Below are 14,687 nucleotides of genomic sequence, written 5' to 3'. Positions count from 1 at the left end.
ACGCCCGGTTACATTCCGAACCCGGAAGCTAAGCCTTACAGCGCCGATGGTACTGCAGGGGGGACCCTGTGGGAGAGTAGGACACCGCCGAACAATTCTTCAAAGGTCGGATCCTGAACTTCGGTTCAGGGTCCGGCCTTTTTTTGTTTCACTTAACGTGTCGTTCACGTTCCGCGCCCAGCATCCCAGCATGGGAACTGCAGCAATGCTCAGGGCCGCCGGCGTCGGAGTCGGCGACGAGGTCGTCGTACCGGCCTTCGGGAACATCGAGGTCGCCGAGGCCGTGACCCTGGCCGGAGCGGTCCCGGTGTTCGCCGACATAGATCCGCTGACCTACTGCCTCGACCCGGACGCGGTCCAGGCCGCCCTGACGGGGCGTACGGCCGCGGTAGTTGCCGTCCACCGCTTCGGACGGCACGCGGACATCGGGCGGTTGCACGCGGTCGGGCAGCGGCACGGGCTCCTGGTGCTGGAGCAGGGCGAGTCCGAGGTGCCGTACGACGAGATAGCGCAGCGCAGGGAACGCGCCGCCTATCTCGACGCCAAACTCAAGGGCGTACGCACGCCGGACGGTGGCGACGGGCACTCCTACCAGCAGTACGTCGTGCGGGTTCCGGGCAACGGCCGGCCCGACCGTGACGCGTTCGCACGAGCCGTACGCGCCAGGGGAGTCGACTGCCGGGTGCCGGTGAAGACGCCGGTGCACCGGCTGCCGGAGTTCCGCCGGTGCGTGGCACTGCCGCAGACCGAGCTGGCGTCCGACGAGACGCTCGCGCTGCCCGTGGACGCTTCGCTCACAAAACGGGAGATGCAGCGCATCGTGTCCGCGTGCAACGCCCTCGGCGGTTTGCTCCAGCCCGCCTTCTGAACGGCCACCGAACGAATTTGGGAAGTCGGGTCTCTTCGGGGTACAGTTTCTTCGTCGCAGCGGGGGAGACCCTGAAAGCGACAGGCCCCTATAGCTCAGTCGGCAGAGCGTCTCCATGGTAAGGAGAAGGTCAACGGTTCGATTCCGTTTGGGGGCTCGGACAAAAAGGCCCCACCCTTTTCGGGTGGGGCCCTTTTTCATGCCTCCATGTGGATTCCCGGAACCCGCATCGCCAGAATGGCCATGTCGTCGGACGGCGCGTCCGACGCGAAGCGTTCCACCGCACGCATGATCCGCGCCGCCACCGCGCCCGCCGTCAGGCCCGTGCAGGTGGTGAGGACGTCGGCGAGTCCGTCGTCGCCCAGCATCCGCGTCCCCTCGCGGCGTTCGGTGACACCGTCCGTGACACAGAGCAGCACGTCACCCGGGTCGAGGGTGATCGCCTCCTCGTACAGCTCCAGATCCTCGATGACGCCCAGCAGGGGCTGCGGTTCGGCCGCCGCCACCACCGTGCCGTCCTGGCGCAGGCGCAGCGGGAGCGGGTGCCCCGCGCACACGACCTTCAGATCGGCGCTGCCGTCCGGCTGCGGGCGCAACTCGCCGTACAGGAGGGTCAGGAAGCGGCTGCGGTCGCCCTCGTCGAGGATCGCGGAGTTGAGGCGCTCCAGCACGGCCGGTCCGCTCAGGCCCTCGCGGGCGAGCAGCCGCAGAGCGTGCCGGGCGAGGCCGGTGACCGCCGCCGCGTTGGGGCCCGTACCGCAGACGTCGCCGATGGCGAAGCCGTACGCGTCCTCGCCGATGGGGAAGACGTCGTAGAAGTCGCCGCCGACCTCGTTGCCCTCGCCGGCCGCGCGGTAGATGACCTCTACCTCGATCCCTTCGATGTGCGGGGTGCCGGGTGGGAGCAGGCTGCGCTGGAGGGCCTGGCTGATGGCCGTGCGCTCCGAGTACAGGCGGGCGTTGTCCAGGGCGAGGGCCGCCCGGCGGCTCAGGTCCTCGGCGAGTTCCAGGATCTCCTGGCGGAAGTGCTCGTCGGTGGGCTTGCCGAGGGTCAGCATGCCGATGACGCGGTTGCGGGCCACCAGCGGGAGCACGACCGTCTCGCCGCCGACCGCGCCGGCCGTCGCCAGGGTCGGGCCGATGCCCGAGGCGAGCTGGCGCGTGGGGCCGCCGGTCAGGCCGAGGCTGCGCATGGAGGTGCGCAGGGCGGCCTGGTGGGCGACCTCGGCGGGAGCGGTCCACACGCGGGCGCCGGGCGTCGGTACCGGATCCGGCGGCGGGATCTTGGACAACAACGACTTGATGCCGTCGATGAGTTCCTCGTCCTCGTGCAGGACGTAGGACAGATAGGGCTCGGAGGCCTGGTCCGCGATCGTGTACACCGCGCACCAGGTGGCCAGCGTCGGGACGGTCATCTGAGCCATCAGCGCCAGGGTCTGGTCGCGGTCCAGGGTGCCCGCCAGCAGGTCGGAGGCCTCCACCAGGAAGCTGAGCGAGCCGCGGCGCAGTCGCTCCAGCTCGCCCAGCCGGGCCGACTCGACGGCCAGGGCGATCCGGTCGGCCGCGAACTGCAGGCGCAGCGCCTCCTCGTTGGAGTACCGCCCGGGCGCCTCGGCGGCGACGCCGAGGGAGCCGGTGAGGCGGCCCTCGACCTTGAGCGGGACCGTGACCACCGAGCGCATCCCGGTGCCGGCGAGCAGCGGTACGGCGCCCGGGACGGCGTTGAGGTCGTCGTGCACGGCGGGCATACGGGCGGAGCCGTAGCGGCCGGGGCCGGCTTCGACGGGGACGCGGGCGAAGCGCTGGCGGGCGGAGGGCAGGCCGGTGGAGGCACGGACCTCCAGTTCCGTCTCGTCGTCGGTGGCGAGCAGCAGGAACGCGGAGTCGCCGTCGAGCATGTCGCGGGAGCGTTCCACCGTGCGCTGCAGCAGGCCGTCGAGGTCGTCCGGGGCGGGGGAGCCGATGAACACCTCGAAGGGGTCGGTGTTCTGCCCGTCGCCGGACTGCGGCTGGTCGCCGGCCGGCACGCGCGACGGCGACTGCAGGACGGCGCGCTCGTGGTCCCGTACCAGCAGGCACACGGTGGAGGGCTCGCCCCCGGTGTCGCGGACCCTGAGGTGGGAGGCGTACACCCGGATCACCCGGCCGTCGGCGCCGCGGATGCCGTAGCTGCCCTCCCAGCGCGAGAGCTGGAGCGCCTCGGCGACGCCGGTGCCGGTGCCCGGGGTGTGCGGCCAGGCGGCGAGTTCGGTGAGGGGTTTGCCGATGACCTGGACCGCCGAGTGGCCGAAGATCTCCTCCGCGTCCTCGTTCCAGGCGCTGACGGAGCCCTTGCGGTCGACCTGGAGGACGGCGACGCGGACCCGGCCGTCGGCCAGCGGGAGCAGATCGGCGGGGAGCGAGGGGCCGGCGGTGCGGGTGCCGACCGCACGTTCGGGCAGGCTGATCTGGAACCAGACCTTCTTGGCGGTGGGGGTGTAGTCCACGCCCCAGCGGGTGGCCAGGGCCGCGCACAGCTGCAGGCCGCGGCCGCCCTCGCGGTCGGGGTTGCCCATGGTCGCCGCCGCCTGCTGGAGGGGTACCTCGCGCTCGGGGTAGCGGTCGGAGACCTCGACGCGCACGCCCTCCTCGGTCCGCAGGCACAGCACCTCCGCGTGCGTGCCCGCGTGGACGACCGCGTTGGTCACCAGTTCGCTGGTGAGGACGACCGCGTCGTCGACGATGTCGGAGAAGCCCCAGCCCTGGAGCGTGTCGCGGACGAAGGACCGGGCGGTCGCGACCGATCGGCCGACGGGCTCGAAACTGGCGGCCGCGCGCGCGGTGATCACAGAACTCCTCGGCCGGTTGTCGACATGCGGGTCTGGGGGTCCGGCCGGCTCGCGCCGCTGCTGCGGCATCGGCTCGCCCGTCGGCTGTGGCTCCGGGGGCTGTCCCCCGGGGATCAGTCCGGTGGTCATGGTCTGCGGCCGCCCCTCCGATGCCCGCTCGTGTTCGTGCCACCGCCCAGGCCGGTCGGACCGGTGCGGCTGGACAGCCGCATGCAAGGTTACTTACCTTCGCCGTCCGAGCGGATGCCGGTCGCCGGTGTTTACCCCTCAGGGTGTGCGGACGATGTGCGAAGCTGCCGAACTGTTATGGCCTGGTTCGGACGGGGTGAAACACTGGGCAGGCTTCTGACGAAGGTCTGGTCGCGCCGCTTGCGCTGCCTGCGGGGTGGGCAGCAGCCCCTGGTGTGGCCGGACCTCGTCCGGCGGTGATACGCAGCAGTAACCGGTACGCGGAGGTAACCGGTATGCCGAGGACCGGCACGCCTGGGCCCAACGCGACCGAGCACAGCAGTAACGGTCTACCCCTCCGGGAGGGACACAGTGGAGTCTGGCGCGGCGACGCGGGGCACGAAGACGCGCGCGAAAGGCGGACAGTCCCTGGGCAGGAACGGTGGCACCACCACCGTGGACACAGCTGCCCTGAACCGGCTGCTGGCCGCTCTGGTGGCGATGCGCGACGGGAACTTCCGCAAGCGGCTCACGGTGTCCGGGGACGGCGTGATGTCGGAGATCATGGCCGTCTTCAACGAGGTGGCCGACCGGAACCTCCATCTGACCGGTGAGCTGTCCCGGGTGCGGCGCATGGTGGGACGTGAGGGAAAACTCACGGAACGGCTGGAGACGGGGGCCAGCGAGGGCTCCTGGGCGACCGCGATCGACAACTCCAACGCGCTGGTGGACGATCTCGTCTGGCCGGTCTCGGAGGTCAGCCGGGTCCTCACGGCGGTCGCCGACGGCGATCTGTCGCCGCGCATGGAGCTGCGGACGCAGGCGCAGGACGGTGGGACGGGACATCCGCTGCGCGGTGAGTTCCTGAAGGTCGGCCGGACCGTCAACAACCTGGTCGACCAGTTGTCGACGTTCACCGACGAGGTCACGCGCGTGGCCAGCGAGGTGGGTACCGAGGGCAAGCTCGGCGGCCAGGCCCAGGTGCGCGGGATGTCGGGTTCGTGGAAGGACCTGACCGATTCCGTCAACACCATGGCGTACCGGCTGACGGCCCAGGTGCGGGACATCGCCCTGGTGACGACGGCGGTCGCCAAGGGTGACCTGTCGCGCAAGGTGACCGTGCACGTGGCCGGCGAGATGCTGGAGCTGAAGAACACCGTCAACACGATGGTGGACCAGCTGTCGTCCTTCTCCTCCGAGGTCACACGCGTGGCCCGGGAGGTGGGCACCGAGGGCATCCTGGGCGGCCAGGCGCGGGTGCCCGGGGTCGCCGGTGTGTGGAAGGAGCTGACCGACTCCGTCAACACGATGGCGGGCAACCTGACCGCGCAGGTGCGGGGGATCTCGCAGGTCACGACGGCCGTCGCCAGTGGTGACCTGTCGCAGAAGGTGACCGTTCCGGCGCGGGGCGAGGTGGCGCGGCTCGCCGAGACGATCAACCAGATGACCGAGACGCTGCGGATCTTCGCCGACGAGGTCACGCGGGTGGCGAACGAGGTCGGTGCCGAGGGCCGGCTGGGCGGCCAGGCGAACGTGCCGGGCGCGGCCGGCACCTGGAAGGACCTGACGGACTCCGTCAACACGGTCTTCAGGAACCTGACCACGCAGGTGCGCGACATCGCCGCGGTGACGACGGCCGTGGCCAGCGGTGACCTGTCGCAGAAGGTCACCGTGGACGTGGCCGGCGAGATGCTGGAGCTGAAGAACACCGTCAACGGCATGGTGGACCAGCTGTCGGCGTTCGGTGCCGAGGTGACGCGGGTGGCCCGCGAGATCGGTGTCGAGGGTGAGCTGGGCGGCCAGGCGCAGGTGCCGGGTGCGGCCGGCACCTGGAAGGACCTGACGGACTCCGTCAACACCGCTTTCCGCAACCTGACCGGACAGGTGCGCAACATCGCCCAGGTGACCACCGCCGTGGCCAACGGCGACCTCTCCCAGAAGGTCACCGTCGACGTCTCCGGCGAGATGCTGCAGCTGAAGAACACCGTGAACACGATGGTGGACCAGCTGTCCTCGTTCGCCGACCAGGTGACGCGGATGGCCCGGGACGTGGGCACGGAGGGCCGCCTCGGCGGGCAGGCCCGGGTGGACGGTGTCTCGGGCACCTGGAAGGAGCTGACGGACTCCGTCAACTTCATGGCCGGGAACCTGACCTCCCAAGTGCGGCAGATCGCCCAGGTGACCACGGCCGTGGCGCGCGGTGACCTGTCGCAGAAGATCGACGTCGACGCGCGCGGCGAGATCCTCGAGCTGAAGAACACGATCAACACGATGGTCGACCAGCTGTCCGCCTTCGCCGACCAGGTGACCCGGGTGGCCCGGGACGTGGGCACGGAGGGCCGCCTCGGCGGGCAGGCGCAGGTGCCCGGGGTCGCCGGTGTGTGGCGGGACCTCACCGACTCGGTGAACGGCATGGCCGGCAACCTCACCGCCCAGGTGCGCAACATCGCGCAGGTCGCCACCGCCGTGGCCCGGGGTGACCTCTCCCAGAAGATCACCGTGGACGCGCGCGGGGAGATCCTGGAGCTGAAGAACACCCTGAACACGATGGTCGACCAGCTGTCGTCGTTCGCCCAGGAGGTCACCCGGGTGGCCCGCGAGGTGGGCACCGAGGGCATGCTCGGCGGCCAGGCGGAGGTCCAGGGTGTCTCCGGCACCTGGAAGGACCTCACGCAGTCGGTGAACTTCATGGCGAACAACCTGACGATCCAGGTGCGCAACATCGCCGAGGTCACGACGGCGGTCGCCAAGGGCGACCTGTCGAAGAAGATCACCGTTGACGCGAAGGGCGAGATCCTCGAGCTCGTCACGACGGTCAACACGATGGTCGACCAGCTGTCCAGCTTCGCCGAGCAGGTGACGCGGGTGGCCCGTGAGGTGGGCACCGAGGGCATCCTGGGCGGTCAGGCGCACGTGCCGGGCGTCACCGGCATCTGGAAGGACCTGAGCAACAACGTCAACCTGATGGCCAACAACCTGACCATGCAGGTGCGCAACATCTCCCAGGTGGCCGCCGCGGTCGCCAACGGCGATCTGACGCGGCAGGTGACGATCGAGGCGAGCGGCGAGGTCGCGCAGCTCGCCGACACCATCAACACCATGGTGAAGACGCTGAGTTCGTTCGCCGACCAGGTCACCAAGGTGGCCCGTGAGGTGGGTACGGACGGCATCCTGGGCGGCCAGGCGCACGTACCGGGTGTGGCCGGCACGTGGAAGGACCTCACCGAGTCCGTGAACCAGATGGCGTCCAACCTGACCGGTCAGGTGCGCAACATCGCCATGGTCACCACGGCCATCGCCAAGGGCGACCTGACCAAGAAGATCGACATCGACGCGCGCGGCGAGATCCTCGAGCTGAAGACGACGATCAACACGATGGTCGACCAGCTGTCCAGCTTCGCCGAGGAGGTCACGCGCGTGGCCCGCGAGGTGGGCACCGAAGGGCAGCTCGGCGGCCAGGCGCGCGTGCGTGACGTGGACGGCACCTGGCGGGACCTGACCGAGTCGGTGAACGAGATGGCCGGAAACCTGACCCGGCAGGTGCGTGCCATCGCGCGCGTGGCGACCGCGGTCACCCGGGGCGACCTGAACCTGAAGATCGACGTGGACGCGTCCGGCGAGATCCAGGAACTGCAGGACTACATCAACAAGATGATCGCCAACCTGCGCGACACCACGATCGCCAACGAGGAGCAGGACTGGCTCAAGGGCAACCTCGCCCGCATCTCCGCGCTGATGCAGGGCCGCCGGGACCTGGCGGACGTGGCCTCGCTGATCATGAGCGAGCTGACGCCGGTGGTCTCCGCGCAGCACGGCGCGTTCTTCGTGGCGATGCCCCTCATGGAGGGCCAGGAGCTCAGCGGCGATGCCGAGGACAAGTACGAACTGCGCATGCTCGGCTCGTACGGCTACTCGATGGGCTCCATGCCGACGTCGTTCCGGCCCGGTGAGGCGCTGATCGGCACGGCCGCCCAGGAGAGGCGGACGGTCCTGGTGGAGAACGCGCCCAGCGGCTACCTGAAGATCTCGTCCGGTCTGGGCGAGGCCCCGCCCGCGCAGGTGATCGTGCTGCCGGTCCTCTTCGAGGGCACCGTGCTGGGTGTGATCGAGCTGGCCTCGTTCACACCGTTCACGCAGATCCAGCGGGACTTCCTCAACCAGATCGCCGAGATGATCGCGACCAGCGTCAACACCATCTCGGTGAACACCAAGACCGAGCTGCTGCTGAAGCAGTCGCAGGAACTGACCGAGCAGCTGCGGGAGCGGTCGGCCGAGCTGGAGAACCGGCAGAAGGCGCTGCAGGCCTCCAACGCCGAACTGGAGGAGAAGGCCGAGCTGCTGGCCCGGCAGAACCGGGACATCGAGGTGAAGAACACCGAGATCGAGGAGGCCCGGCAGGTCCTGGAGGAGCGTGCCGAGCAGCTCGCGGTGTCGATGCGCTACAAGAGCGAGTTCCTCGCCAACATGTCGCACGAGCTGCGTACGCCGCTCAACTCGCTGCTGATCCTGGCCAAGCTGCTCGCCGACAACGCCGAGGGCAACCTCTCGCCGAAGCAGGTGGAGTTCGCCGAGACCATCCACGGTGCCGGCTCCGACCTGCTGCAGCTGATCAACGACATCCTCGACCTGTCGAAGGTCGAGGCGGGCAAGATGGACGTCTCCCCGACGCGCATCGCGCTGGTCCAGCTGGTGGACTACGTGGAGGCGACGTTCCGGCCGCTGACCGCGGAGAAGGGCCTGGACCTGTCCGTGCGGGTCTCCCCGGAGCTGCCGGCGACCCTGCACACCGACGAGCAGCGGCTGCTGCAGGTGCTGCGCAACCTGCTGTCCAACGCGGTGAAGTTCACCGACTCCGGGTCGGTGGAGCTGGTGATCCGGCCCGCCGGCACGAATGTGCCGCAGAAGATCCGGGAGCAGCTGCTGGAGGCCGGTTCGCTGACCGATCCGGAAGGCGAGCTGATCGCGTTCTCGGTCACCGACACCGGTATCGGCATCGCGGCCAGCAAGATGCGGGTGATCTTCGAGGCGTTCAAGCAGGCGGACGGCACGACCAGCCGCAAGTACGGCGGCACCGGTCTCGGGCTGTCGATCTCGCGGGAGATCGCGCAGCTGCTCGGCGGTGAGATCCACGCGCAGAGCGAGCCGGGCCGCGGCTCGACGTTCACGCTGTACCTGCCGCTGCACCCGAGCGAGCTGCCGCCGCAGGGCTACCAGCAGTCCGTGCCCCAGCTGGAGGCCGGCGAGCTGCTCGCCTCGGAGGCGGAGCAGTCCTCGGAGCTGTCGGCGGTGGAGGTCGAGACCCCGGCGGAGGTGGAGTCGTACCGTGAGACGCAGCACGGTCCCGCGGCCCTCTTCCGGCGCCGCCGCCGGAGTCTGCCGCGGGGCGAGCACCGGGCCGAGCAGTGGACGGTGGCCCCCGAGCAGGAGCGCAGGCCGCAGCCGGCGCGCTCGGTGCGCTTCGGCGGTGAGAAGGTGCTGATCGTCGACGACGACATCCGCAACGTGTTCGCGCTGACCAGCGTGCTGGAGCAGCACGGCCTGTCGGTGCTGTACGCCGAGAACGGCCGCGAGGGCATCGAGGTGCTGGAGCAGCACGACGACGTGGCGGTCGTCCTGATGGACATCATGATGCCGGAGATGGACGGGTACGCGACGACCACGGCGATCCGTCGGATGCCGCAGTTCGCGGGGCTGCCGATCATCGCGCTGACCGCCAAGGCGATGAAGGGCGACCGGGAGAAGGCGATCGAGTCGGGTGCCTCCGACTATGTCACCAAGCCGGTCGACCCCGATCACCTGCTGACGGTGATGCAGCAGTGGATGGGCGGGCACTGACCGAGGTGAACGTCGTGGGAACCTCGGGTGTGCGTGAGGAGTTGCCGGAAGGCGGGGCCGGCGGACGTGTGGGAATCCCGGAATCCGGGAACTATCCCGGCTCCCGCCGCGTTTCCTCTGCGTGCACAGTGACATCGCGGTGACAGGGTGTGGCGACGGGCGGGGTGCGGCTACGATGACCGGCACAAGGACGGGCGGCGCAAGGGAGTCGTCCCCTGGGGCGGCGCCCGGTGTACCGCCGGGACGAGGAGGGCGGGCCATGGTGCAGAAGGCCAAGATCCTCCTGGTCGATGACCGGCCGGAGAATCTGCTGGCGCTGGAGGCCATCCTCTCTGCGCTCGATCAGACGCTGGTACGGGCATCGTCCGGGGAGGAAGCGCTCAAGGCACTGCTCACGGACGATTTCGCGGTCATTCTGCTGGACGTCCAGATGCCGGGCATGGATGGTTTCGAGACAGCGGCGCACATCAAGCGGCGGGAGCGGACCCGGGACATCCCGATCATCTTCCTCACCGCGATCAATCACGGGCCGCACCACACCTTCCGGGGTTACGCGGCCGGCGCGGTGGACTACATCTCCAAGCCGTTCGACCCGTGGGTGCTGCGCGCGAAGGTCTCGGTCTTCGTCGAGCTGTACATGAAGAACTGCCAGCTGCGGGAGCAGGCGTCACTGTTGCGACTGCAGTTGGAGGGCGGCGGCAAGGGCGCGGTCGGCGGCAAGGAGTCCGCCGGGCTGCTCGCCGAGCTGTCCGCCCGGCTCGCGGCCGTCGAGGAGCAGGCCGAGGCGCTGTCCAAGCAGCTGGACGACGACTCGGCGGACGCGGCCGCGGTGGCCACGGCGGCCCATCTGGAGCGCAAGCTCACCGGGTTGCGCCGCGCGCTCGACGCCCTGGAGCCGGGCACGGGTACCGGCGGCGCCTCCCTGCCGACGCCGAACTGACGCGCACGCGGAGCACAGTTGCCCATGACCGTGCGTCAGTTCCGTGCCCGGGCGGGGGCGACACGAACGGGTGAAGCAGTGGGCACACGTGTCCGCTGTCGTCTCCCCCGGTAACCTCACACCCATGGCCTCACGTCCGTCCGCAGCCAAGAAGCCGCCCGCCAAGAAGGCGGCCGCTCCCGCGAAGGCTCCGGCGCGCGGGGCCGCCGCGAAAAGGGCCCCGGCGAAGAAGGCGCCCGCCAGGAAGGCACCTGCCAAGAAGGCGGCGAAGAAGTCCGTGCCGCCCAGGCCGGCCCCCAGCCCCACCGGGGGCGTGTACCGGCTCGTGCGCGCGGTCTGGCTGGGCCTCGCGCACGCCGTCGGCGCCGTCTTCCGGGGCATAGGGCAGGGAGCCAGGAACCTCGACCCGGCCCACCGCAAGGACGGCGTGGCGCTGCTGCTGCTGGGCATCGCGCTGATCGTCGCCGCCGGCACCTGGGCCGACCTGCGGGGCCCGGTAGGTGACCTGGTGGAGATCCTGGTCACCGGGGCCTTCGGCCGCCTCGACCTGCTGGTGCCGATACTGCTCGCGGTGATCGCCGTACGGTTCATCCGGCACCCGGAGCAGCCCGAGGCCAACGGCCGGATCGTGATCGGCCTGTCCGCCCTGGTCATCGGGGTGCTCGGGCAGGTGCACGTCGCCTGCGGCTCGCCGGCCCGCAGCAACGGCATGCAGGCCATAAGGGACGCCGGCGGCCTCATCGGCTGGGCGGCGGCCACCCCGCTGACCTACACGATGACCGAGGTGCTCGCCGTACCCCTGCTGGTACTGCTGACGATCTTCGGTCTGCTCGTGGTGACCGCCACCCCGGTCAACGCCGTCCCGCAGCGGTTGCGCGCCCTCGGTGTGAGCCTGGGTGTGCTGCGCGACCACGAGGAGGGCGACCTCACCGAGGACGAGGAGCGCTACGACGAGCAGTGGCGCGAAGCGCTGCCCGCGCGCCCCCGAAAGCGCTCCGGCGCCCCTCAGGGCTACGACCCCGACAGCGCGGAGGAGGAGGCGCTCTCACAGCGTCGTGGCCGCCCCCGGCGCTCCGCCGTGCCCCAGCCCGACCCGCGGCGGCGGATGGACGCCGTGGACGTCGCGGCGGCCGCCGCGGCGGCGCTCGACGGTGCCGTCCAGCACGGCATGCCGCCGTCGCCGCTCGTCGCCGACCTCACCCAGGGCGTCAGCGTCGGCGATCGCGAGGACACCACACCGGTGCCCACGCCCGTACCCGGGTCGCAGGCAGCGCTCGTGCCGCAGCCAGCGCCCGTCGAGGAGGCCGCGCCCGCGCCGGTGCCCGCCGCGCGTCCCAAGCGGGAGAAGCTGGACAGCGGGGCCGTCCCCGACCTCACCAAGAAGGCCCCCGAGACGCACCGGGAGCTGCCGTCGCGCGCGGAGCAGCTCCAGCTCTCCGGCGACATCACCTACGCGCTGCCGTCGCTCGACATGCTCACGCGCGGCGGCCCGGGCAAGGCCCGCAGCGCAGCCAACGACGCGGTCGTCGCCTCGCTCACCCAGGTCTTCACCGAGTTCAAGGTCGACGCCGCCGTCACCGGCTTCACCCGCGGCCCGACGGTCACCCGCTACGAGGTCGAGCTCGGCCCTGCGGTGAAGGTCGAGCGGATCACCGCGCTGACCAAGAACATCGCCTACGCCGTGGCCAGCCCCGACGTACGGATCATCAGCCCGATCCCCGGCAAGTCCGCGGTGGGCATCGAGATCCCGAACACCGACCGGGAGATGGTCAACCTCGGCGACGTGCTGCGCCTCGCGGAGTCCGCCGAGGACGACGACCCGATGCTGGTGGCCTTCGGCAAGGACGTCGAGGGCGGGTACGTCATGCACTCGCTGGCGAAGATGCCGCACATGCTGGTCGCCGGCGCCACCGGCTCCGGCAAGTCGTCCTGCATCAACTGCCTGATCACCTCGGTCATGATGCGGGCGACCCCGGAGGACGTCCGGATGATCCTCGTCGACCCCAAGCGGGTCGAGCTGACCGCCTACGAGGGCATCCCGCACCTGATCACACCGATCATCACCAACCCCAAGCGGGCCGCCGAGGCGCTGCAGTGGGTCGTACGCGAGATGGACCTGCGCTACGACGACCTCGCGGCCTACGGCTACCGGCACATCGACGACTTCAACCGGGCGGTGCGCGAGGGCAAGGCCAAGCCGCCCGAGGGCAGCGAGCGGGAGCTGCACCCCTACCCGTACCTGCTGGTGATCGTCGACGAGCTGGCCGACCTGATGATGGTCGCCCCGCGCGACGTCGAGGACGCCATCGTGCGCATCACGCAGCTCGCGCGCGCCGCCGGCATCCACCTGGTGCTCGCCACCCAGCGTCCGTCGGTCGACGTGGTCACCGGCCTGATCAAGGCCAACGTGCCCTCCCGGCTGGCCTTCGCCACCTCCTCGCTGGCCGACTCCCGGGTCATCCTCGACCAGCCCGGCGCCGAGAAGCTGATCGGCAAGGGCGACGGCCTGTTCCTGCCGATGGGCGCGAACAAGCCGACCCGTATGCAGGGCGCGTTCGTGACCGAGGAAGAGATCGCGGTCGTCGTCCAGCACTGCAAGGACCAGATGGCGCCCGTCTTCCGGGACGACGTCACCGTGGGCACCAAGCAGAAGAAGGAGATCGACGAGGACATCGGCGACGACCTCGACCTGCTGTGCCAGGCGGCCGAGCTGGTCGTCTCCACCCAGTTCGGCTCCACGTCCATGCTCCAGCGCAAGCTGCGGGTGGGCTTCGCGAAGGCCGGCAGGCTCATGGATCTCATGGAGTCCCGCAACATCGTGGGGCCAAGTGAGGGATCCAAGGCGCGTGACGTTCTGGTGAAGCCCGAGGAGCTGGACGGGGTGCTCGCGGTCATCCGCGGGGAGTCCGAAGGGTGACGTGAAGGGCCGTTCGGCGCAGTGGGTACGCCCGGACGGCGGTATCGCCGTGATGCACCTGTTAGAGACGGGCGGGCAACCGTTTCCCTTTGTCATACGTCCAGTTGAGCGAGAGGACAGGTAGGCGCCCCATCCTGGGGTATCTGCTTGTCCAACGATCGGAATTTCGGGCGTTCCGATGACGTGCAAAGTCGGACCGCCCGGTTGCCCCACCCTTTCGTACCCCCCCTAGACTGAGCTTCCAGCACAGGTGGCTACACGCTCGAAAGGCGCCCCCGTGTCCATCGGCAACTCCCCTGAAGACGAGCGTCCGTCCCGAGACGAGTACCAGGAAGCCCGTGTCTCCGTGGGCCGCGCCCTGCAGCAGGCGCGGATCGCGGCCGGGCTCACCGTGGACGAAGTCAGCAGCGCCACTCGTGTCCGCATCGCCATCGTGCACGCCATCGAGGCCGACGACTTCGCCCCCTGTGGTGGCGACGTGTACGCCCGGGGGCACCTGCGCACGCTGGCCAGGGCAGTCCATCTCGACCCCGGGCCGCTGATCGCCCAGTACGACGCGGAGCACGGCGGCCGTCCCGCGCCCACCCCGGCGGCGCCTCTGTTCGAGGCGGAGCGGATCCGTCCCGAGCGGCGCGGGCCGAACTGGACCGCGGCGATGGTCGCCGCGATCGTCGTCGTGATCGGCTTCGTCGGGTTCACCGCGTTCAAGGGCGGCGGCGACGACAGCGACGCGAAGTCACAGCTCGCCGACGGCGGTGCCGCCCCCGCCGCCAGCGGGTCCGCCTCGCCCACCCCCAAGAAGGACAAGCCCGCCGCGCCGTCCGGCGAGCCGACCGACAGCGCCATCGCCGCCGCGCCGCAGGACAAGGTCACCGTCCGGGTCAGCGCGCCCAACGGGCGCAGCTGGATCTCGGCCAAGGACCACAACGGCCGGATGCTCTTCGACGGGCTGCTGAACAAGGGCGAGTCCAAGACCTTCCAGGACAGCTCCAAGATCAATCTGATCCTCGGCGACGCGGGCGCGATCCAGCTCTACGTCAACGGCAAGAAGATCGAGGACAACTTCCGTCAGGGCTCGGTGCAGCGCCTCACGTACACCAAGGGCGACCCCGAAGCCGGGTAAGGACTGCC

General features: G+C 70.0%; 6 protein-coding genes, 1 tRNA gene and 1 rRNA gene. 7 read left to right on the top strand and 1 reads right to left on the bottom strand.

Annotated features, from left to right (window positions below; translation table 11 throughout):
• The 3 genes from rrf to ABVB68_RS21785 form a co-directional block, all read left to right on the top strand.
• Positions 1-93 (top strand): 5S ribosomal RNA (gene rrf / locus ABVB68_RS21795); the annotation flags it as partial.
• 112 nt (positions 94-205) lie between these two features.
• Complete coding sequence (locus ABVB68_RS21790) at positions 206-868, top strand: DegT/DnrJ/EryC1/StrS family aminotransferase (protein ID WP_353602775.1); 663 nt, start codon at positions 206-208, stop codon at positions 866-868.
• Between the two features lie 84 nt (positions 869-952).
• A tRNA-Thr gene (locus ABVB68_RS21785) sits at positions 953-1,025 on the top strand.
• A 40-nt stretch (positions 1,026-1,065) separates the two neighbouring features.
• Here ABVB68_RS21785 and ABVB68_RS21780 read toward each other — a convergent pair.
• Positions 1,066-3,825, bottom strand: a complete 2,760-nt coding sequence (locus ABVB68_RS21780) for a SpoIIE family protein phosphatase (RefSeq protein WP_353602769.1) — start codon at positions 3,823-3,825, stop codon at positions 1,066-1,068.
• A gap of 411 nt (positions 3,826-4,236) precedes the next feature.
• On the opposite strand from ABVB68_RS21780, the gene ABVB68_RS21775 reads away from it, so the two are divergent.
• From ABVB68_RS21775 to ABVB68_RS21760, 4 genes are all read left to right on the top strand, one after another.
• Complete coding sequence (locus ABVB68_RS21775) at positions 4,237-9,699, top strand: HAMP domain-containing protein (protein WP_353602768.1); 5,463 nt, start codon at positions 4,237-4,239, stop codon at positions 9,697-9,699.
• Between the two features lie 259 nt (positions 9,700-9,958).
• Positions 9,959-10,639 carry a response regulator gene (locus ABVB68_RS21770; RefSeq protein WP_353602767.1) on the top strand — a complete coding sequence of 227 codons (681 nt, stop codon included), beginning with the start codon at positions 9,959-9,961 and terminating at the stop codon, positions 10,637-10,639.
• Positions 10,640-10,763: 124 nt separating this feature from the next.
• On the top strand, positions 10,764-13,556 hold the full coding sequence (locus ABVB68_RS21765; protein ID WP_353602766.1) for a DNA translocase FtsK: 2,793 nt from the start codon (positions 10,764-10,766) through the stop codon (positions 13,554-13,556).
• A 277-nt stretch (positions 13,557-13,833) separates the two neighbouring features.
• Entirely contained in the window at positions 13,834-14,679 is an 846-nt protein-coding gene (locus tag ABVB68_RS21760) for a helix-turn-helix domain-containing protein (protein ID WP_353602765.1), read from the top strand.
• Positions 14,680-14,687 lie beyond the last annotated feature (8 nt).

This window comes from Streptomyces sp. NPDC096012, assembly GCF_040426375.1.
GTDB lineage: Bacteria > Actinomycetota > Actinomycetes > Streptomycetales > Streptomycetaceae > Streptomyces.
Note: the sequence above shows the minus strand (reverse complement) of the source record. Positions and strands in the feature narration are given on the sequence as shown.

What these genes read in the sequence shown, in the direction of transcription:
- ABVB68_RS21780 (WP_353602769.1), bottom strand. Translation starts at nt 3,825, where the DNA reads ATGACCACCGGACTGATCCCCGGGGGACAGCCCCCGGAGCCACAGCCG.
- ABVB68_RS21765 (WP_353602766.1), top strand. Translation starts at nt 10,764, where the DNA reads ATGGCCTCACGTCCGTCCGCAGCCAAGAAGCCGCCCGCCAAGAAGGCG.
- ABVB68_RS21770 (WP_353602767.1), top strand. Translation starts at nt 9,959, where the DNA reads ATGGTGCAGAAGGCCAAGATCCTCCTGGTCGATGACCGGCCGGAGAAT.
- ABVB68_RS21790 (WP_353602775.1), top strand. Translation starts at nt 206, where the DNA reads ATGCTCAGGGCCGCCGGCGTCGGAGTCGGCGACGAGGTCGTCGTACCG.